This is a genomic window from Burkholderia sp. Ac-20353 (assembly GCF_017104785.1).
Taxonomy (GTDB): Bacteria; Pseudomonadota; Gammaproteobacteria; order Burkholderiales; family Burkholderiaceae; genus Burkholderia.
The window spans coordinates 1-20,902 of sequence record NZ_JAAGPL010000151.1 but is presented as its reverse complement, the minus strand read 5'-3'; the positions used below and the strand labels follow the sequence as shown (position 1 = coordinate 20,902).

Sequence of the window (20,902 nt, the reverse complement as noted above, 5' to 3'; positions counted from 1 at the left end):
GACCGCGCTCGCGTCGATCCTCGGCGCGCTGCCCGCCGGTTTCGGCGCGCCGATCGTGATCGTCCAGCACGTCGACCAGGCGTTCGCGGACGGCATGGCGCAATGGCTCGACGGCCAGACGCCGCTCACCGTGCGCATCGCGCGCGAAGGCGACCGGCCCGAGCCGTCCGTCGCGCTGCTCGCCGCGACCAACGACCACCTGCGCGTCACGCGCGCCGGCACGCTCGAATACACGCGCGAGCCGGCCGCGACGCCGTACCGGCCGTCGGTCGACGTGTTCTTCAATAGCGTGACCGAGCACTGGCCCGGCGACGTGATCGGCGTGCTGCTCACCGGCATGGGCCGCGACGGAGCGATCGGGCTGAAGGCGATGCGGATGAAGGGCTACCATACGATCGCCCAGGACCAGGCGACGAGCGCCGTCTACGGGATGCCGAAAGCGGCCGCGACGCTCGGCGCCGCGCGCGCGATCCTGCCGCTCGAGCGCATCGCGGGCGAACTGGCGGCGCTCGTCAGGGTTTGAAGGACATCGACATGCGTGACAGCAATGGCAACAACAGGTATCGACATGACTAGTGATTCCACGCGACGCCCGGGCCACGACAGCGGCACGTCCGCCGCGGACGGCGCGGACGCCGCGCTCGAAGCCGCGCGCGCGACCCTGCAGACGCCGCCGGCCACCGACGTACCGGCGATGGTGCTGCTGGTCGACGACCAGACGATCGTCGCCGAGGCCGTGCGGCGCGCGCTCGCCGACGAAGACCGCATCGACTTCCACTACTGCACGCGTTCGGACGACGCGCTCGTCGCCGCGGCCGAGACGCGGCCGACCGTGATCCTGCAGGATCTCGTGATGCCCGGCACCGACGGGCTGAGCCTCGTGAAAGCGTACCGCGCGAATCCGGCGACCCGCGACGTGCCGATCATCGTGCTGTCGACGAAGGACGACCCGGCGATCAAGAGCGCCGCGTTCGCGGCCGGCGCGAACGACTATCTCGTGAAGCTGCCGGACCGCATCGAGCTCGTCGCGCGCATCCGCTACCACTCGCGTTCGTACGTGAACCTGCTGCAGCGCGACGAGGCGTATCGCGCGCTGCGGCAATCGCAGCAGCAGCTGCTCGAAGCGAACCTCGAACTGCGCCGCCTCACGCATTCCGACGGCCTCACCGGACTGTCGAACCGGCGCTATCTCGACGAATACCTGAACGCCGAATGGCGGCGCGGCGCGCGCGAGCGCACCGAGCTGTCGCTGCTGATGATCGACGTCGACAATTTCAAGCGGTACAACGACACGTATGGCCACGTGTCGGGCGACGACGTGCTCAAGCGGATCGCGTCGACCGTCGAAGGCTGCCTCGGCCGCCCGGGCGATCTCGCCGCGCGCTTCGGCGGCGAGGAATTCGCGGTGGTGCTGCCGGGCACGTCGCCGGGCGGCGTGCGCCTGCTCGCCGAGAAGATCCGCCTCGCGGTCGCGGCACTGCGGCTCGAGCACGTGCATTCGTCGACCGGCCGCTACGTGACGATCAGCATCGGCGGCGCGGGCGTCGTGCCGGCGGCCGGCGCGCCGATGACGTCGCTGATCGAGGCAGCGGACCGTGCGCTGTATCGCGCGAAGGACGAAGGCAAGAACCGCGTGGTGATCGGCATGGCCATCCAGCCGGACGAAACCGGCAGACACGGCAGCATGCCTGCGTGATGCGCGAGGCCGCCCGAATGATGCGGCCACGTAATGCGCGGGGCCGGCCGAATGACCCGGCCCGTGCCGTTACGGCTCGCCGAGCCGGCGCGCGTAATCCGCCGGCTCGAGCGGCCGGCTGAACAGATAGCCCTGCTGCTTGTCGCAGCCGATCTGCCGCAGGAACGACGACTGCGCCTCGGTCTCGACGCCTTCGGCCGTGACCTTCATCCCGAGCGAATGCGCCATCGCGACCACGGCCTGCGTGATCGCGACCGCATCGCGGTGTTCCGGCACGCCAGCCACGAACGAGCGGTCGACCTTCAGGTTGTGCAGCGGGAAACGCTTCAGGTACGACAGCGACGAATAGCCGGTGCCGAAGTCGTCGACCGAGATCCGCACGTTCATGTCGGTGAGTGCTTCGAGCATCGGCAGCACGGTCGCGGTGTCGTTCATCAGCAGCCCCTCGGTGATCTCGAGCTCGAGCGCGGACGGGTCGAGCCCCGCCTGCGCGAGGCAGCGGTCGACCGACTCGACGAGTCCGTCATGGAACTGCCGCGGCGACAGGTTGACGGCCATCATCAGGTCCGGCGCGATCGTGCGCCGCCATTCGGCTGCCTGCCGGCACGCGGTCTCGAGCACCCACTGGCCGATCGCGACGATCTGCCCGGTGTCTTCCGCGACCGGAATGAACTCCGCCGGCGACAGCGGCCCGAGCTCCGGGCTCGTCCAGCGCAGCAGTGCCTCGGCCCCGACCGTGCGGCCGTTGCGGCCGTCGACGACGGGCTGGTACGCGAGCCGCAGCGTGTTCGACGCGAGCGCGCGGCGCAGCGACTGTTCGATCGCGAAGCGGCGCTGCAGCCGCAGGTTCAGCTGCGCGGTGAAGAACTTGAACTGGTTGCGGCCGCGCTGCTTCGCGTCGTACATCGCGGAATCCGCGTTGCGCATCAGCGTCGCCGCGTCGTCGCCATCGCGCGGCGCGACGCTGATGCCGATCGACACGCCGAGGTAGTACTCGTTGTTCGCGGCCTCGAACGGCCGCGCGATCGCGTCGATCACCTGTCGCGCGAGCGCGGCGAGGGTGTCCGGTTCGTCGCAGTCGTCGACCAGGATCACGAACTCGTCGCCTCCGACGCGCGTGAGCGCATGCCGCTCGCCGACGCAGCCCGCGAGCCGCGACGCGACGCTGCGCAACAGCGCATCGCCCGCGTCGTGGCCGGCCGTGTCGTTGACCTTCTTGAAACCGTCGAGATCGACATACAGGATCGCGACGCGCGCGGCGCCGGCCGCGCCGTCGCGCGCGTCGAACAGCTCGCGCAGCCGGTCGGCAAGCCAGCGACGGTTGTAGAGGCCCGTCAGCGCGTCGCGCGTCGCGAGGTAGCGCAGCTGCTGCTGCGCTTCGCGCACGGGGCCGATGTCGTTGATCGACACCAGCACCGAATCGGCCTCCGTGTCGCCCGGCTTCACGATCGGCACCGCGTTGCCGCGCACCCACACCACGTCGCCATCCGCCAGGCCGAGGCCCGCCGTGTAGCCGAGTAGCGGCGTCGCGGTCGCGAGCGCGCGCCGGCTCGGCCACTCGTCCGGCGGGATCGGCGTGCCGTCCTCGTACAGCGCGCGCAGGATCACGGTCGACAGCGGGCGGCCGACGAGGCTGCCCTCCACGCGCATCATCCGGTTCGCGCTCGGGTTGCTCGCGACGATCGTGCCGTCGCGCGACACCACGAAGATGCCCTCGTTCAGCGTGTTGACGACGAGCCGGTGATGCTCCTCGCTGCGCGCGAGCTGCCGCGCAATGCGGTCCTGGTGCACGGCGAGCCCGACGCTGCGGCTGATGTCGCGCAGCAGTGCGGTTTCCTCGTCGCTCGGCCGGCGCGGCGCGCGATGGTAGACCGCGAACGCGCCGAGCACGGTGCCCGTGTCGTCCTGGAACGGTACCGACCAGCACGCGCGCAGCCCGAGCGGCAGCGCGAGGGCCTTGTAGTCGCTCCACAGCGGATCGGTTGCGATGTCCTCGACCACGACCATGCGGCGCTCGTGCATCGCGGTGCCGCACGAGCCCGCCATCGGGCCGATCGCGGCGCCGTTGATCGCCGCACCATAGTGGGCCGGCAGCGACGGCGCGGCGCCGACGCGGATATGCACGCCGTCGTCGTCGAGCAGCATGATCGTGCACGACGCGCCTGCGCCAAGCAGCCCTTCCGCGCGCCGGCAGACCTCGGCCAGCAGTTCGGGCAAAGGTGTATTGCGCGTGATCAGCCGCAGCACGCTCTGCTCGGACGCGAGCACTTCGGCCGCAAGACCGAGGCTGTAGCGAGAGCTTTGCGGTTCGGTATCCAACATGAAACCCGCCGTCGTGGTTCGATCGCGTCTGGCGCGCGCGATTCGTTATCTTGACTTCGTGCCGCTTCTCTTCGTGCAGCTTCTTGCGTCCGGGTTTACGCCAAAAGACGGCGCGTCCGGACGGACGAACGCCATTCCGGAATCGGACCGTAATACATTTAACACTAATCCGTGACATCCAGCGTATCGAAATGCATAGGGAGTTGCACTGGACGCACATGTTTCAAACGCGTCGGCGCGTGCTGCGTCCGGAAAGCCGAACGTAATGATCGCGGCGCAACACGAAGTTGCGCCGCCGTAAGCTGGATGTTCCCTTGCTGTTGCGTCGCGGGATTTTTCAGCGCGTCGATCGATTCGACGTTTCGCGTTCTCTTAATTGTCGCTGTCACCGTGATTGAAGCGGAACGCCCCGAACAGATCGCCGATTGCAGGCGCGTTGGACGGCGCGTACGGATTCGACGCCGACGGCACCGGGTTCGGAAGGTTGTCGCGGCTGCGCGCGGTGATCGTCGGCAGTGACCAGTTCCGCTCGATGAACTTGATGATCGACACGTGATCATCGTATTCATGTACGACGCGTCCGCCTCGCGAATAAGGCGACACGACAATCAGCGGAATGCGCGGACCGTCGCCGAAAAAGTCCAGCGGCTGGATATAGCCCGAGTCATAGTAGCCACCGCCTTCGTCGTTCGTGATGAGGATCGCCGTCGACTCCCACAGATCCTCGTTGTGCTGCACCGAGTCGACGATCTTGCGCACGAATCCCTCGAACAGGCCGTACTTCGACGACGCCGGATGGCCGTCAAGGTTGCCGCCCGGCTTGACGAACGACACCGCCGGCAACTTGCCATGCGCAATATCTGCGTAAAGGTCGGTCGTATCCTTGAAATGCTCACCGACGACCGCCTTGTTCTTCATGATCGCCGATTCGTAAAGGAACGGGTTGCAGATGTTGCAGTAGACGCTGCTGTCGCTGATCGTCTGGTCCGGGTTCTTGAACACATCCCAGCCTTCGCCGTAATACTTCCACGACACGTGCTTCTTGAGCAGCGTGTCGGCGATGGTGGGCACCGGCGACGGCGGAATCGTAAACGGACGCTTATTGAGCGTGCCGTCGCCGTTGAAGCCCGGGTTGTAGTTGTTCAGCAGGTAGTAGGCGCCCGCCGCGCAGTTCGGCTTCGGGTTATACGGCAGCTTGCCGAGATAGTCGACGATCGCGTCGACGCCGGGTTTCGTCGAATCCGAGCAGTTGCTGTACGAACCTCCCCCATAGCCGTCCTGCGCATACCAGTTGTTCGTGCCGGGTTGCGGACGCGGATCTTCGATCTGGTCGGTCGGCGGGGTCGCAACATGCTCCTGGCTGTCGGTGAAGTACAGCGCATCGGCCGTGCCCAGCATGATGCTGTTCGCGCCCGTGCCGCCCATCACCGGCTGGTGATAGTTGTCGTTGATCGTGTATTTGCTTGCGAGCTCGGTGAAGTACGGCATGTCGTTGCCGTTGTTCACGTTGTAGAAGCCGAGCGCGGTCGAGCCTTCACCGGTGGTCTCCTCATCGAACGGCGACGGCTGCTTCGTGCCGTTGGAGCCCGCGCCGATCGTCGTCTCGACCCAGACGTAAAGATCGCCGAGGCAACCGCTCGGATTGGCGGTCGTCTTGTAGGAAATGCTGCAGTCCGCTTGCTGCCACGCCTGATAGAAGCGATGGACCGGGCTCGCCATGAACTGATCGTAGTTCGGGCCGACTCTGGATATCTGGTAAGGGCCGTTCGGCAGTATCTTGGTGTTTAGGCCGAAACGCGTATCGATCGATTTCTTCGGCAAACCGGTCGCGCCGGTCAACAGCTTCCCGATGTCCTTCGATTCCAGCGCATCGCCTTCAGCGGCCAGCGCGGCCGTGAGCGTGGCGAACGGCGGCGGGCTCGCATCGCTTGCCGCTTCGGGAGCGGAACCGGTGTTGGGCGCCGGAAGTACCGTATAGGGCGTCTTACCTCCGGGACTGAGCTCGAAATGCAACGGATCGGTCGCCTGCGCGGTATTTTGCGCGGCATCGGAGAAGTGCGGCCCCTTGCTGCCGTCATCCTTGATGATGCCCCTGGACAGCAGGTTCGATACGGTTTGCCCCTTGCGGGGCTTGTATGCACCAAAGACCTGATCGAATGTGCGGTTTTCTCCGACGATCACGATCACGTGCTTGATCGGCGAGACCGTGCGCCCGCCTGCATCGTCTTCCGGGCGTGACTCGCTTTCGGCAACAGACGCGAACACTGCGCACGCGAGCACCAGCGCGGCTCCACTACCGGCCACGACAGCACGATTCGGTATCCTTCCTTTCGATTCTGTTTTCGTTCGCTTCATGACAATCTCCTTGGAAAGGCCGCAACTTCTACTGCAGGTGCGGAGACCTCGACACGCAGCCAATACGCTGCCCGCTCGGTGATCGATTGCCCATTACCGAGCGTTACGAAACCATAGTGGCCGCGTGTGACGAACGAGCGGCGCGCACATGTCACTGTCGAGACGATTGAATGAATCCGAAGAATCGCGTTCATACGATATGATGCATGAAGGACAACGAAGCAATTTGATCGGATTTATGTCGCGGGCCATTTCGCGAATTCGGGAATCATTGCCGCCCCGGTCGCGATACCCGGACACTATTTCCGACGTTCGCTTATGCAGGGAATGCGAGGATGGCAGGTGGCGACCCGAAACGGACTCTGGGCGGCCACCCTTCGAATGACGCCTTCAGGAAATCAAACTCCCGTTGCTCGCACTGCTTTAGCCGGCAGTGCCTGTCAGTCCGTCAGCGGTAACGACGGTGCAGTATTCGGCGTGCAGATTCGCTAGCGACATCGCGTGCACGTCTTCGGCACTTCGAGGCGTCCCGTTCCAGTCAGTCCGGGCAAACGTGAAGCAACCGTCAGCCACGAGATAGGTATGGAAGCCGAGGTTGCCGGCCATGCGAACCGTTGCCTCGACTGAATTGTTCGTGATGACGCCTGCCACGACCAACGTATCGTATCCCCCGGCTCGAAGCCGATCCTCCAGATCGGTTCCGACAAATGCGCTGTTCGTCTGTTTTGCGATGACGGGCTCGCCGGCCACGGGGGCAAGCTCCGGCTTGAATCAGAGCGACCGCGGTGCCGGGGCATTCGTAGGACTACCTGCCTAGCCGGCGTAGCGCCCGGCGGACTTTGCGGCTGCGGCCAGAACGTCCTCGGTTCGAAGGCCGACTTGCCAGCAGAGGCCGGCAATATCGAAGAGGAGTTTCTCGCCTTGCATCTTTCCGTCGACAAAAGGCACGACGTTATGGAACGCGCAGGTGAAGCTCCGGCCGGTTGGCGCAAGGCCGAGCCACGTGCCACCGAGCGTCCCGTGAACGGTGCCCCAGGTCACGAACACGTTGTCCGCGTACGCGAACCCCTGCGCGGTCGGGGAAAGATCGGGAAATGCGTGAAATAGCGCTTCGTACGATCGACGCACCGCCATTCGACCCTCGGTGCGCACGCCGAGCGCCACGTTCTCCAGAAAGCAGTCGTCGGCGAACGTGGCGACGACTGCGTCCAGATCCCTGGCCTCTTCGACCCTCCGGTGCTCGTCGTACGCGCGCTTCATTTCGGTTGGCGTCATCATTCAAGAACCCTCCAGGCGATCCCGTGCTGCTGAAGCACTGCCGAAGCACGTTAGCGGCCAGCGCTCGATACCCGGCGCCGTCAGACGGCAAAGCTGCTTTGATTCTAGGTAAGGATTGACCGAAGACGGGTGCGTTTTCGGGCCGGCGCCCGTTTTTCGCCCCCGCCTGCCTGAAAAATTTATGCCCTCGGCATATTGCGTCGCACAACCTGGTCTGATATTATTCCCGGTCCCACATACTGCGCACATCGGATTCCGCGCGAGGCACCCCGGCCTCGACTGCCTGTGCGCCACTCCACGATTCCGTTCGCAATCGGCATGCAAATCAACCCGCCGACATGCTCGCGACGATCGTCGGCCAACCTGTCGAGGAGAATGCATTGGCAATGCCTGATCGGGACGATTCCGCGTCCCGCGCGATCGCAGTTACGTCTAAAACCGGTCGCAATGCGTCGAAGGGGAAAACCCTGGCCGTCGCAACACCACCGGACACCGCGTCGTCGGCGCGCCACGACGAGGAGCGTCAGCTCCAGATGCGCGCACTGATCGCGCTCGGACGTGAGCGCGGCTACCTCACCCACGCGGACATCAACGATCACCTGCCCGACAACGTCACGCAAACGGCGGCGATGGAGGCGATCGTCAGCACGTTCAGCGACATGGGCGTGTCCGTGTACGAGCAGGCGCCGGACGCCGAGACGCTGCTGCTGAACGACGCCGCGCCGGCCGCGGCATCCGACGATCAGGCGGACGAGGAAGCGGAAGCCGCGCTCTCGACCGTCGATTCGGAATTCGGCCGCACCACGGATCCGGTCCGGATGTACATGCGCGAAATGGGCGCCCGCGAACTGCTGACCCGCGCCGGTGAAATCGAAATCGCGAAACGCATCGAAGGCGGGCTGCAGGACATGATCCAGGCGATCGCTGCTTGTCCGTCGATCGTGTCCACGATTCTTGCCGATGTCGACCGCATCGTTGCGGGCGAATCGCGTATCGACGAACTGGTCGACGGCATCAGCGTCGACGCCGACGCGAACGAACCGGCGCCGGAGTCCGACGAAGATAGCGACGCATCGCTCGCAGCCGACGATGATTCGGACGAAGACGACGACGACGTCGACACGGACACCGGTGATTCGGAAAAGGCGAACACGGCCCGCCTCGAACAGCTTACGAACGACAGCCTCGCGATTTTCGCGCGCGTCCGGGCGCTGTTCGAGCAACTGCCGGAAGGCCCGGTGACCGGCAAGGCCCGTGCCGCCGCCGTTGCGCAAGTGCGCTCGGAGATCCAGCGCGAACTGGCGCCAATCCGCTTTACAGCCAAGACCATCGACCGCCTGTGCGCCAACGTACAGGAGCAGATCGCCCAGGTTCGCGCGATCGAACGCGACATCCTGCAGATCGCCGTCGACCGGTGCGACATGCCGCGCGACGCGTTCGTCGAGTCGTTCCCGGGCAACGAGACCGACCTCGAATGGGCCAGCCGCGCGGCGGCAACGTCGCGGAAGTTTGGTCCGGCGCTCGAGCGGCATCTGCCGGCGATTCAGGCCGGACAGCAAAAGCTCGTCGAAATCGAGGAACGGGCTTCGCTGCCGCTCCAGCAGCTCAAGCAGATCAACCGCCAGATGTGCGCCGCCGAGTCGAAAATGCGGCAGGCCAAGCGGGAGATGATCGAGGCGAACCTGCGTCTCGTCATTTCGATTGCGAAGAAATACGTGAACCGCGGCATGCAGTTCCTGGATCTGATCCAGGAAGGCAATATCGGCCTGATGAAGGCGGTGGACAAATTCGAATACCGGCGCGGCTGGAAGTTTTCGACCTACGCCACCTGGTGGGTCCGCCAGGCCGTCACGCGTGCGATTGCCGATCAGGCGCGGACCATTCGCGTGCCTGTGCACATGATCGAGACGATCAACAAGCTGAACCGGATTTCACGCGAAATCCTGCAACAGACGGGAAAGGAAGCGGATCCTGCCGTCCTCGCGGAGCGCATGGAGATGTCCGAGGAAAAGGTGCGCGGGATCCTCAAGATCGCCCGCCAGCCCGTGTCGCTCGAAACCCCGGTGGGCGACGATGGCGATGCGACGCTCGGCGACATGATCGAGGATGCCGGTGCGAGTTCGCCGGCAGAGGCTGCGATCCACGCGAACCTGCGTGCCGCGATCGACGAGGCGCTCGACGCGCTGTCGCCGCGCGAAGCCAAGGTCCTGCGGATGCGATTCGGGCTCGATACGACTTCCGACCACACGCTTGACGAGGTCGGCAAGCAGTTCGACGTGACCCGCGAGCGAATCCGTCAAATCGAAGGCAAAGCGATGCGCAAGCTGATGCATCCCAGCCGCGCGGACAAGCTGAGAGCGTTTCTCGAGCGCTGACGGAAGCCGGGCGCGAGGTTATTCGACGCCCTGCTCCACACCCGCAGCGATCTCGCGCCGGCCTGATCGCTGCTCAGGGGCCGGGCGGGTTCGCTGCGCGGGAAAACTTACACCGGCTTGATGTTCGCTGCCTGTTTCCCCTTCGGGCCCTGCTTGACGTCGAAAGTGACCTTCTGACCCTCTTGAAGGGATTTGAAGCCGCTTCCCTGAACTTCGGAGAAGTGCGCAAACAGGTCTTCGCCGCCGTCGTCCGGCGTGATGAACCCAAAACCCTTCGTATCGTTAAACCACTTGACGGTACCGGTTGCCATATTCTGAGTGTTCCAGAGAGATTGATTGTGGATGACACGACTGGCCGGTGCCAGTCGTGCGGCCATGTTGTATCACAACGGACCCGTCGCCGACAATCCAGTTGTTGGTGGACAACGCCATTCGAGGGCCGTCACGTCCGGCGCGTATCGGTCGACGGCGTGGTCCCGATCGACTTGTCTTGCGAGAAAAAGGATTCAGGCCGGGGGCCAGGCACGGGTTCAGTCGCTCGTCCGGGACGCTCGCCCCCGGATGTCGAGCGGCAAGCCAGCATCACGGAGATCGGCTGCGGACGATGCAGGAAAAAGCCCTGCGCGCTGCCTACGCCCATTTCCGTCAAAATGGCGGAAATTTCTGCTGTTTCGACAAATTCGGCAATGGTTTCCTTGCCGAGCACATTGGCCACCTCCTGGATACACCGGACCACGGTCCTGTCGAGCGCATCCTGGTGAAGGTTCCTCACGAATCGCCCGTCGATCTTCAGATAGTTGACCGGCAGCGCCTTCAGATAGCCGAACGACGATGCGCCGCTCCCGAAATCGTCGAGTGCAAATCGCACGCCATATTTTTTCAGCGCATTGATGAATGACGCGGCGACGTCGAGGTTCGTCACGGCCGCCGTCTCGGTGACTTCGAAGCAGAGCTTGCTTCCGTTGAACGGGTAACCGTGCAACAGGCGCCGGATGTAGTCCAGGAATTCCGCGTCACCGATCGACTGGCCCGAGATATTGACCGACACATATTCGATGTGGTCCAGCTTGTCCGAGTAGCTCGCCATCCATCTGAAGACCTGGTTGACCACCCATCGATCGATACGGCTGGCGATGTGGAAGCGCTCCGCGGCTGGCAGGAATTCTCCGGGCGGAATGAGCTTCCCGTCTTCGCCGTGGAGCCTCAGCAGCACCTCGAATCGCTTCGACGTGGCGGGCATCTGCAATGGAATGATCTCCTGCGCATACAGGACGAAGCGATTCTCATCGAGCGCCTGCCGCAGCCGGCGCACCCAGTCCATCTCGTCCTTTCTCGCGCGCATGGCCTGGTCCGTCGGGGACCACACATGGATGCGATTGCGCCCGGCATCCTTGGCCGTATAGCATGCGCTGTCGACCTGCTGCATGATCGCATCCACCGACTCCAGCTGACGGTCGAGCGGCACGACCCCGATGCTCGCCCCGACGCAGATGTGAAAGCCGTTGTAATCGAAGCGCATCTCGTCGACGCGCCGGCAGAGGCGCGACGCGACTTCCTCGGCCTCGTCGATCGAGCAGTCGTCCAGAATGATGCCGAACTCGTCGCCGCCCAGCCGCGCCAGCGTGTGACGCACGTCGAGGCTGTCGTCGAGTTGTGACGCCACCTGCTTGATCAACGCGTCGCCGGCAGCATGGCCACATGTGTCGTTGACGAGCTTGAACTGGTCGAGGTCCAGGTAGAAGACCGCACCAGGCCTCGTCGCATCGCGCTCGCCGTCCAGTACGCGCAGCAGCCGGGCCTCGAATTCGGTCCGGTTGATGAGGCCGGTCAGCGCGTCGTGCGTTGCACGATGCTCCAGTTCCTTCGAGATTTGCCGCTCCTCGGTCACGTCGCGAAAGACCAGCACGACGCCCGATGTCACGCCATTCGTGTCCTTGATCGGTGCGGCGGAATCTTCGATGCAGAAACGCTGGCCATCCCGGGAAACAAGCACCATGTCGTCGTCGAGCTGGATCGCGCGATCTTCGACAAGGCATCGCTTGACGGGGTTCGCCGCGCGAGCGCCGGTGCGCTCGTCGAACACATGAAAGACATCTTCGATGCTGCGGTCCGTTGCGTGTTCCGACAACCAGCCGGTCAGCCGCTCCGCCATCGGATTGAGGTATTGGACGCGTCCCGTCGTATCCGCGGCAATCACGGCATCCCCGATCGAGTGCAACGTCACCCGGATTTGCTCGTGCTGCCTTGTCAGCATTTCCTGCATCCGCTTTCGTTGCGTCGTCTCCTGAACGAGGATCGCGCATTGCCGTATCCCGGGGCGGTAACAGACCATGTCGAACCAGCGCCCCTCCAGTCCGTTCAAATTCGACAGCGCCTTTCTGGCCCCGGTCTGCGCGACTTCGTGCAACACCGCGTCGCATCGGGAAGACGCCTGAATCATGCTGGCGAGAACGTCGCCTGCCCGCTCGCCGACAATCCGGGATGGCGGCAACCCGCACAGAATCGAAAACTCCGGATTGGCGGCCACGAAAATCAACGCGGGTGCGCTCCCTGTCGTGGCATCAATCGTGGCATCGAGTTCGAGCAACGCAAATCCGGCCTGAACATGCTGGAACAGCGCGCGATAACGCTGCTCGCTTTCCGATAACGCACAATCGAGCTTTTTTTTATCCGTGATATCCCGTATGACCGCAATGGATCGAAATGCATTTCCCGATGCGTCTCGCAACAGCCTTCCGGAAAGCAGCACGTCGATCACCGTGCCGTCGCCGCGGATCATCTGGTATTCGACGTCATCGCATCGCCCGGTTCGGAAGAACTCCGGCAGGATGACTTCACGGGCGTACGTTCTGGACGATTCCGTCAGGAACTCCGACGAGAACCGACCGATGACCTCACGCCTTTCGAACCCGAGCGTGGCGAGCCACATGTCGCTGACCTGGATCAGACGGCCACTCGCGTCGATCGAATGCATCATCGCCGGTACGCTCGCGTAGAGCGCATCGAGCGTTGCGGACTCGATTTGAGTCACGCCGTCCATGTGTGCCGATGAAGCATTCCGGGGGTTCTGCGTCGCCATTGCATATTCTGCCCACAATCGTGCTTCTGTCATTAACGGCGTAACGACCACGGCGCCGGAATGCGCGGCCCCGGATGAGGGATTTGCCCGGAGAGGCGCTCAGACTACAAGACCTGGCGCGGCTGCAGCGGTAAATCGATCCCTTCCTGAAGAAATATTAAAGCCGCTCGAAAGGAATAATTCAAGACGAAGCTGCGCGCAATGATGTCTTCGAATTTCAATAATCCTTCAATTTCCATGCAAATGCATAAATACAAATGTTTCACTAACAAACAAATAATTGGCGCTTGTGGATTTTCGCGTTTTCCGGGTCTGGCGAATTGAAATTGCAAGAATGTTAATTCGACTTTGCCGGAATCCGCGCATCGCTGCACGCGCAACTGTTGCCGTTGCCGTCGTCGCCGCTCAGTGCCCGAGCAAGGTTCGAAGCGACGCAATCGCATGGGGCCGCGAGTACCAGAAGCCCTGCGCCTCGTCGCATCCGAGTTCGCGCAGCCGCTCGGCCTGCTCGACCGTTTCGACGCCTTCGGCAGTCACGCGCATCTGCAGCGCATGCGCCATCGCGATAATGGCGCTGACGAGTTCCGAGCTGCCGGCGTCCCCAGGCAGCGGCGTCACGAACGAACGGTCGATCTTGACCCGGTTGATCGGGAAGCGCGTCAGATAGGACAGGCTCGAATACCCGGTCCCGAAATCGTCGACCGCAACCTCGATGCCGAGTTCGCGGATTGCACGAATCGTCGTCAACGCGCGCTCGGTATCGGCAAACAGCACGCCTTCGGTGATCTCGATCTCGAGGCACTCCGGCACGAGTCCGCTGCGATCCAGCGCGTCGCGGATGACCTCGAGCAGATTGCCGCGCTCGAACTGCTGCGGCGACACGTTCACGCAGACGCGCGGCAGATGTCGGACCACACGACGCAACTTGCCGAATTCCTGGCACGCGGTGTGGATCACCCACTCGCCGATTTTGTCGATCATCCCGGTTTGTTCCGCGATCGGGATGAATTCCGCCGGACTGATGTCGCCGTGAGTCGGATGCCGCCAACGCATCAGCGCTTCGACCTGCGCGATTTCGCCGGTCGCGAGCGTGACCTGCGGTTGGTACGCGAGCCAGCACTGCTGCCGCTCGAGCGCGCGTGCGAGCATCGCTTCGAGCTCGAAACGCCGCGCCGCACGGATCTCGAGCGCGCTCGAAAAATGCACGACGCCGTTCGCTCCGGCGTCACGCGCGGACGACAGCGCGACTTCGGTGCGACGCATCAGCGTTTCGGTGTCTTCGCCGTTGTCGGGATACGTCGCGATGCCCGCATGCGCGGCAACGCGCAGATGCGCGCCGACGAACTCGACCGGCTCGCACGCCTGCGCGACCACGTCGTCGATCAGGTCCACCGACGCCTCATCGCTGACGAGCGCGAACTTGCCCTCACCGACGCACGCGAACGCCTGGGTGCGCAGAATGCGCGCTCGCAAGCGGTCGCCGATCACCTGCGAAACCATCTCGACACCCGGCTGCCCGAGCACGTTGCGGATCGATTCGAGCCCGGACAATGCAACCATGACCACGCTGAAGCGGTCGCGGATGCGACGTGCACGCGCGATGCGCAGATCGAGCCGCTCGACAAACAACCTTCGGTTGGGCAACTGCATCGCAGCGTCGAAATTCAACGCATACCAGCGCTCGCCATCGAGCTGGCTTCCGTCCGCGCGTTCGACGAGAAAGCCGACATGCTCGTCGACCGCGCACGCGCCGTGCGTATGACCGGGCTCTGCGCGGGTGTCGGTATCCGGGGACGATCTGGCGTCGAGCCGAGGTTCGAGCTCCGAGTCGAGCTCCGAGTCGATCCGAGAGTCGACCTGAGATACGTCGACCTGCACGGGCCGCCGTTCGTCCGGGCATCGATTCAGGAGCCAGTGTCCGCCGTTCAGTTGGGCAACGCTCGCGTTACAGCGCGCGCCGTCCGATGACGCCAATAGCGCCTGAATCGTCGAACGACCGACGAGCGTCGCGGCCGGATAGCCTGTCAGCGCTTCGAACGCGCGATTGACCCAGCGCAGCATCCCGTCGGACGCACAGAGAAACATCGGGTGCGGAGCTTGCCACGCCGCACGCTCGACACGCGTGCGGGCCCGGGCATCGGACGAACGCGGACCGCCGTCCGCATTGCCGATCGGCGACCACGTGTCGCCTGCTTCCCGTAATAACGTATTTTTCTTCATCGGATTCCGCTTCGATCATCGATACGCGATGACCAGGACATGCAAATCGGCATTGACCGGCGCATGCGGGCCGGTGCCGCAGATGGTACTGGATTTGATCGATGTGCCAAGCATCGGCGGCTTTCATTTTCTTTCAATCCGCAACAACCGAAGAAGCCGGCCGACAGTCAATCGCATCGGGCCGCGATACTTGCAACCGCGCTGCTCCCTGCGCGCCCGTTCGGCCGTATACTTCCGGCCCCTCCACTCAACGTCAGTTTCATGCGGAAATATCTCGCCGGCTTGCTGATCGCAGTCGCGTCACACGCCTTCGCTTCCGACTCCTGTTCGCAATTCAGCCCGCAAGGCGAACCGCCGGTCCTGGTCAACGCCAGGATGGCTCCCAAGTCCCGCCTGCTGTGCTTTTCGGATTTCGCGGTACTGCACTCCGGCATCACGCACGGCCCGCTGTGGTCCGCGGAACACCTGACCCGCGCTCACCTCGAGGCCGCCAAGGACGAAGTCCGCACCAACCGCTTCTTCGAGGAACGGCGCCTGCCGGACGGCGAAGGCGCGCGGCTCGCGGATTACCGCAAGAGTGGCTATGATCGCGGGCACATGAGCCCGGCGGGCGATCGCTGGAATGACGAGGCGATGGCCGAATCGTTCTCGCTCGCGAACATGGTGCCGCAGAACCCGACGAACAACCGCCGGCTATGGGCGCACATCGAAGAGGCCGTGCGCCGGATCGCGATGAACGCCGCGGACACTTACGTGGTCACCGGTCCGATGTTCAAGGGCACGGAACTGAAAACGATCGGCGCAACGGGCGTAATCGTCCCGACGCAGATTTTCAAGGTAGTCTATGTCCCTACGCAGCGCCTTGCGTTCGCGATCGTCGTCAACAACACAGCGGCGAACCGCTATGAGATAGCGACGGTGCACGAGCTCGAGGCACAAAGCGGTTTGCGGTTCCCCGGCATCCCGGAATCGCTGAAAGACACACGTATCGGAGGTTTGAATGGCGTTCAAGGCGTTCGAGGATGACGCTTCCATCCTGAATATCCACGGCGACGCATTTACCGTGACCAACGACCCGGAGCGTATCGTGCTGTCGGGCACGCTGGAGGTCACGCGTGACAAGGCCGGCCTCACCGCTGCGCTCGCGTTGCAGCAGGCGATCGCGAGCATCGTCGACGCGCTGCAACGCGATCCCGCGTTGCCCGAGCATGTCGCCGAAGCGCCGCCTGCGCCAACCGGCAAGATCAAGAACCCGTTCGCGGGGTAAGCGGCGCCCTGCCGGTCGGCACGACGGCAAGGCGCGTTCTCCATATCCTTCGCAACACCAACGCTACGCGCCCGCCCCGACGAACTGCAGCGCCCCCGACTCCCCCATCAACAGCCCCCGGTTCACGTCGGCCGCCGCGCGCAGGTAATCCCACAGCGCGGTCACGCGCCGCAGCTTGCGCAAATCCTCGCGACACGTCAGCCAGAAACACCGCGTGACGACCACGTCGTCCGGCAACACCGGCACGAGCGCCGGCTGCCGCGCGGCCATGAAGCACGGCAGGATCGCGAGCCCGCCACCCTGCAGCGCCGCGAAATACTGCGCGATCACGCTCGTGGTGCGCAGCCCAGCCGTTGCGCCTGGCACCGCGCGCTCCAGATACAGCAACTCGCTGCTGAACGCGAGATCGTCGACGTAGCTGATGAACGTGTGCTGCGCGAGATCGTCCGCGCACGTTATCTGCGCATGACGCTCGAGATACTCGCGCGTCGCATAGAGCCGCAGCTGGTAATCGCACAGCTTCGTGCATACGTAAGGCCCGCGGTCGGGCCGCTCGAGCGTGATCGCGAGATCGGCCTCGCGCTTCGTCAGGCTCACGAAATGCGGCACCGGCAGCAGATCGACCGTCACGTGCGGATGCGCGGCGCGGAACTGCGCAAGCTGCGGCGCGAGAAAGAAGCACCCGAACCCTTCCGTCGACCCGACCCGCACGTGGCCCGACAGCGCGTGCCCCGTATTCGCGATCTGGTCGCAGGCCGACTGCACGGTCGTCTCCATCGCGTCCGCGTAGGCAACGAGCCGCTGCCCTTCCACGGTCAGCGTGAAGCCGCCGGAGCGCGACTTGTCGAACAGCAGCGTGCCCATCGCCGCCTCGAGCGCGCGGATGCGCCGCGCGACGGTCGTGTAGTCGACGCCGAGCCGTTTCGCGGCGCCGCTCGCGCGCTGCGTGCGCGCCACTTCGAGAAAGAACCGCAGGTCGTCCCAGTTCAGGTTGCCGGAAACCGGCTCGGGAAGGTGTCGCATTGGCAGGAAAGCCTTGTGTGGCGGGGGTCTCCGGGCCGGCCGTCGATATGCATATTTGCATATCCGACCGGTTTCTTTGTCCGTACAACAAGAATCTGCGCATAACTATACTCGACCGTGACCTGCGGACCACGAGCCGCGGGCAATCACGATGGAGACGCCATGCAGACCCGATCCACCCTTGATGAGCACGCGACCCTTGCGGCGCCTGCGCCCGCGCGCACCGCGAAGGACCACCTGCTGGCCGGCTGGGCCAGCATGATGGGCACGACGATCGAGTGGTACGACTTCTTCCTGTACGGCACCGCCGCCGCGCTCGTCTTCAACCGCATATTCTTCCCGTCGCTCGACCCCGTCGCCGGCACGCTCGCTGCGTTCGGCACGTTCGCGGTCGGCTTCATCGGCCGGCCGATGGGCGGCATCGTGTTCGGCCACTTCGGTGACCGGATCGGCCGCAAGTCGATGCTGATGGTCACGCTGCTGCTGATGGGCGTGCCGAGCATGGTCATCGGGCTGATCCCGTCCTATGACAGCATCGGCTACTGGGCGGCCGCGCTGCTGATCGCGATGCGCTTCCTGCAGGGGATGGCGGTCGGCGGCGAATGGGGCGGCGCGGTGCTGATGGCCGTCGAACATGCCCCGGCGGGCCGCAAGGGGCTGTTCGGCAGCCTGCCGCAGACGGGCGTCGGCCTCGGCCTGATCCTGTCGTCGCTCGCGATGACGGCGGTCGCCACGCTGCCCGACGCGGACATGCTGTCGTGGGGCTGGCGCATCCCGTTCCTCGCGAGCATCGCGCTCGTCGGCCTCGGCGCGTTCATCCGCGCGAAAGTGCCCGAATCGCCGGACTTCGAGAAGATGAAGGATCAGGGCAAGGCCGTGAAATCGCCGGTGCTCGAAGCGATCCGCCGGCATCCGCGCGAGGTGCTGACGATCGTCGGCGCGCGCGCCGCCGAGAACACGTGGTTCTACATGGTCGTCACGTTCGCGCTCGCGTATGCGACGCAGCAGCTCCATCTGCCGAAGGCCGCGATGCTCGAGGCGATCACGGCGGGCGCCGCGCTGTCGCTCGTGACGATGCCGCTGTGCGGACACCTGAGCGACCGCATCGGCCAGCGCCGGATGTTCGCGATCGGCCTCGTGCTGATGTGCGCGTTCGCCGCGCCGTTCTTCATGATGCTCGGCACGCTGCAGACGACGTTCGCATGGTGGGCGATCGTGATCGGCCTCGGCGTCGTGTTCCCGATCCTGTATGCGCCGGAATCGCTGCTGTTCGCGAAGCAGTTCCCCGCGGAGATCCGCTATAGCGGGATCTCGCTGTCGGTGCAGCTCGCCGGCGTGCTCGGCGGCGGCTTCGCGCCGATGATCGCGACGTCGCTGCTGAAGACGGGCGGCGGCCAGCCGCATTACGTGATCGCGTATCTCGTCGGGCTCGGCGTGTTCGCGCTGATTTGCACGGGGCTGATGCGCAGCGCGCGCGACTGACCCTTTCGTTCCCAGGTTTCGCCTGCCGGCCGGTGCGCGTGCGCGCCGCGCGGCGGGTTCCCTCTACCCCGCAGTTTTCGTTTCGGAGATCGTTGATGAACGCCGCCGTACCCCAGACCACTCTCGCGTTGCCCACCGCCAAGCTGCTGATCGACGGCCAGTTCGTCGAGTCGCAGACCGCCGAATGGGGCGACATCGTGAACCCCGCGACGCAGGAAGTGATCGGCCGCGTGCCGTATGCGACCGTCGACGAGGTCGATGCCGCGATCGAATCGGCGCAACGCGCGTTCCAGACCTGGAAGACCACGTCGATCGGCGCGCGGATGCGCATCATGCTGAAGTTCCAGGATCTCGTGCGCAGCAACCTCGAGCGCATCGCGAAGACGCTGACCGCCGAACAGGGCAAGACACTGCCCGACGCGCAGGGCGACATCTTCCGCGGCCTCGAAGTGGTCGAGCATGCATGCTCGATCGGCACGCTGCAGCTCGGCGAGTTCGCGGAGAACGTCGCGGGCGGCGTCGATACGTACACGCTGCGCCAGCCGATCGGCGTGTGCGCAGGCATCACGCCGTTCAACTTCCCCGCGATGATCCCGCTGTGGATGTTCCCGATGGCGATCGTGTGCGGCAACACGTTCGTGCTGAAGCCGTCGGAGCAGGATCCGCTGTCGACGATGCAGCTCGTCGAGCTCGCGATCGAGGCCGGCGTGCCGCCGGGCGTGCTGAACGTCGTGCACGGCGGCAAGGTCGCGGTCGACCGGCTGTGCACGCATCCTGACGTGAAGGCGATCTCGTTCGTCGGCTCGACGCGCGTCGGCACGCATGTGTACAACCTCGGCAGCGAGCACGGCAAGCGCGTGCAGTCGATGATGGGCGCGAAGAACCATGCGGTCGTGCTGCCCGACGCGCACCGCGAGCAGACGATCAACGCGCTCGTCGGCGCGGGCTTCGGCGCAGCGGGCCAGCGCTGCATGGCGACGTCGGTCGTCGTGCTGGTCGGCGCCGCACGCGACTGGCTGCCCGATCTCGTCGAGAAGGCGAAGCTGCTGAAGGTCAACGCGGGGCACGAGGCCGGCACCGACGTCGGCCCGGTCGTGTCGAAGGCCGCGCACGCGCGCGTCACGGGGCTGATCGACGCGGGCGTGAAAGAAGGCGCGACGCTGCTGCTCGACGGCCGCGACGTGAAGGTGCCCGGCTACGAGCAGGGTAACTTCGTCGGCCCGACGATCTTCTCCGACGTGAAGACCGACATGTCGATCTATACCGATGAGATTTTCGGGCCGGTGGTGGTCGTGCTCGAAGCCGACACGCTCGACGACGCGATCGCGCTCGTCAACCGCAACCCGATGGGCAACGGCGTCGGCCTGTTCACGCAGAGCGGCGCGGCCGCGCGCAAGTTCCAGAGCGAAATCGACGTCGGCCAGGTCGGCATCAACATCCCGATTCCGGTGCCGGTCCCCTACTTCAGCTTCACGGGCTCGCGCGGCTCGAAGCTCGGCGATCTCGGCCCGTACGGCAAGCAGGTCGTGCAGTTCTACACGCAGACGAAGACGGTCACCGCGCGCTGGTTCGACGACAACGCGACCGCGGGCGGCGTCAACACGACGATCGCATTGCGCTGAGCGTCATGCACGGGAGCCAAAACATGGAAATCGCATTCATCGGGCTCGGCAACATGGGCGGCCCCATGGCCGCCAACCTGCTCAAGGCCGGCCATGCGCTGACGGTATTCGACGTCGACGCGAACGCCGTCGACGCGGCCGTGCGCGCCGGCGCGACGGCCGCCAGCTCGCCGTGCGACGCGG

Annotated in this window: 16 protein-coding genes and 1 pseudogene; 9 read left to right on the top strand and 8 right to left on the bottom strand. The window is 64.6% G+C overall.

Translation table 11 applies throughout. The features are described 5' to 3' along the window. Positions 1–523: chemotaxis protein CheB (locus tag G3N94_RS30060; RefSeq protein ID WP_277398582.1), on the top strand; the 523-nt coding region annotated here is incomplete at its 5' end. A gap of 45 nt (positions 524–568) precedes the next feature. Further along, positions 569–1,696, top strand: a complete 1,128-nt coding sequence (locus G3N94_RS30055) for a diguanylate cyclase (RefSeq protein ID WP_277398581.1) — start codon at positions 569–571, stop codon at positions 1,694–1,696. Positions 1,697–1,765: 69 nt separating this feature from the next. Here G3N94_RS30055 and G3N94_RS30050 read toward each other — a convergent pair whose 3' ends face one another. After that, on the bottom strand, positions 1,766–4,015 hold the full coding sequence (locus G3N94_RS30050; protein ID WP_205796572.1) for an EAL domain-containing protein: 2,250 nt from the start codon (positions 4,013–4,015) through the stop codon (positions 1,766–1,768). 1 nt (position 4,016) lies between these two features. Here G3N94_RS30050 and G3N94_RS30045 point away from each other — a divergent pair, with 1 nt between their 5' ends. Further along, positions 4,017–4,193 carry a hypothetical protein gene (locus tag G3N94_RS30045; RefSeq protein ID WP_205796566.1) on the top strand — a complete coding sequence of 59 codons (177 nt, stop codon included), beginning with the start codon at positions 4,017–4,019 and terminating at the stop codon, positions 4,191–4,193. A gap of 197 nt (positions 4,194–4,390) precedes the next feature. Here the strand turns inward: G3N94_RS30045 and G3N94_RS30040 are convergent, their stop codons facing one another. The 3 genes and pseudogenes from G3N94_RS30040 to G3N94_RS30030 all read right to left on the bottom strand — a co-directional run bounded on the left by G3N94_RS30040 (position 4,391) and on the right by G3N94_RS30030 (position 7,633). Next, entirely contained in the window at positions 4,391–6,373 is a 1,983-nt protein-coding gene (locus tag G3N94_RS30040) for an alkaline phosphatase family protein (protein ID WP_205796564.1), read from the bottom strand. A 423-nt stretch (positions 6,374–6,796) separates the two neighbouring features. After that, positions 6,797–7,132, bottom strand: a pseudogene (locus tag G3N94_RS30035) (isochorismatase family protein); the annotation flags it as partial. A gap of 54 nt (positions 7,133–7,186) precedes the next feature. After that, positions 7,187–7,633: an ester cyclase gene (locus G3N94_RS30030; RefSeq protein ID WP_205796562.1), complete on the bottom strand. Its 447-nt coding sequence runs from the start codon at positions 7,631–7,633 to the stop codon at positions 7,187–7,189. Between the two features lie 398 nt (positions 7,634–8,031). On the opposite strand from G3N94_RS30030, the gene rpoD reads away from it, so the two are divergent. Then, on the top strand, positions 8,032–10,026 hold the full coding sequence (gene rpoD / locus G3N94_RS30025; protein ID WP_241022150.1) for an RNA polymerase sigma factor RpoD: 1,995 nt from the start codon (positions 8,032–8,034) through the stop codon (positions 10,024–10,026). Between the two features lie 107 nt (positions 10,027–10,133). Here rpoD and G3N94_RS30020 read toward each other — a convergent pair whose 3' ends face one another. From G3N94_RS30020 to G3N94_RS30010, 3 genes are all read right to left on the bottom strand, one after another. Continuing rightward, positions 10,134–10,337 (bottom strand): cold-shock protein, encoded by a 204-nt coding sequence (locus G3N94_RS30020; RefSeq protein WP_124598389.1) that lies wholly within the window; start codon positions 10,335–10,337, stop codon positions 10,134–10,136. Positions 10,338–10,468: 131 nt separating this feature from the next. Beyond that, positions 10,469–13,156, bottom strand: coding sequence for an EAL domain-containing protein (locus G3N94_RS30015; RefSeq protein ID WP_205796558.1), 2,688 nt, complete (start codon positions 13,154–13,156; stop codon positions 10,469–10,471). Positions 13,157–13,510: 354 nt separating this feature from the next. Continuing rightward, positions 13,511–15,325, bottom strand: coding sequence for an EAL domain-containing protein (locus tag G3N94_RS30010; RefSeq protein ID WP_205796556.1), 1,815 nt, complete (start codon positions 15,323–15,325; stop codon positions 13,511–13,513). Positions 15,326–15,586: 261 nt separating this feature from the next. On the opposite strand from G3N94_RS30010, the gene G3N94_RS30005 reads away from it, so the two are divergent. Further along, complete coding sequence (locus G3N94_RS30005; RefSeq protein WP_205796570.1) at positions 15,587–16,351, top strand: DNA/RNA non-specific endonuclease; 765 nt, start codon at positions 15,587–15,589, stop codon at positions 16,349–16,351. Next, complete coding sequence (locus G3N94_RS30000; RefSeq protein WP_205796554.1) at positions 16,326–16,592, top strand: hypothetical protein; 267 nt, start codon at positions 16,326–16,328, stop codon at positions 16,590–16,592. Before G3N94_RS30005 ends, G3N94_RS30000 begins: the two co-directional genes overlap by 26 nt. 63 nt (positions 16,593–16,655) lie before the next feature. Here G3N94_RS30000 and G3N94_RS29995 read toward each other — a convergent pair whose 3' ends face one another. Further along, a complete protein-coding gene (locus G3N94_RS29995; RefSeq protein WP_205796552.1) occupies positions 16,656–17,615 on the bottom strand; it encodes a LysR family transcriptional regulator in 960 nt (319 codons plus the stop codon). 162 nt (positions 17,616–17,777) lie between these two features. Between G3N94_RS29995 and G3N94_RS29990 the strand changes: the two genes are divergently transcribed. The 3 genes from G3N94_RS29990 to G3N94_RS29980 all read left to right on the top strand — a co-directional run. Continuing rightward, positions 17,778–19,097: an MFS transporter gene (locus tag G3N94_RS29990; protein ID WP_205796550.1), complete on the top strand. Its 1,320-nt coding sequence runs from the start codon at positions 17,778–17,780 to the stop codon at positions 19,095–19,097. 95 nt (positions 19,098–19,192) lie between these two features. Then, a complete protein-coding gene (locus G3N94_RS29985) occupies positions 19,193–20,719 on the top strand; it encodes a CoA-acylating methylmalonate-semialdehyde dehydrogenase (protein WP_205796548.1) in 1,527 nt (508 codons plus the stop codon). Between the two features lie 23 nt (positions 20,720–20,742). Beyond that, the coding region (locus G3N94_RS29980) for an NAD(P)-binding domain-containing protein (protein ID WP_205796568.1) at positions 20,743–20,902 on the top strand (160 nt) is incomplete at its 3' end.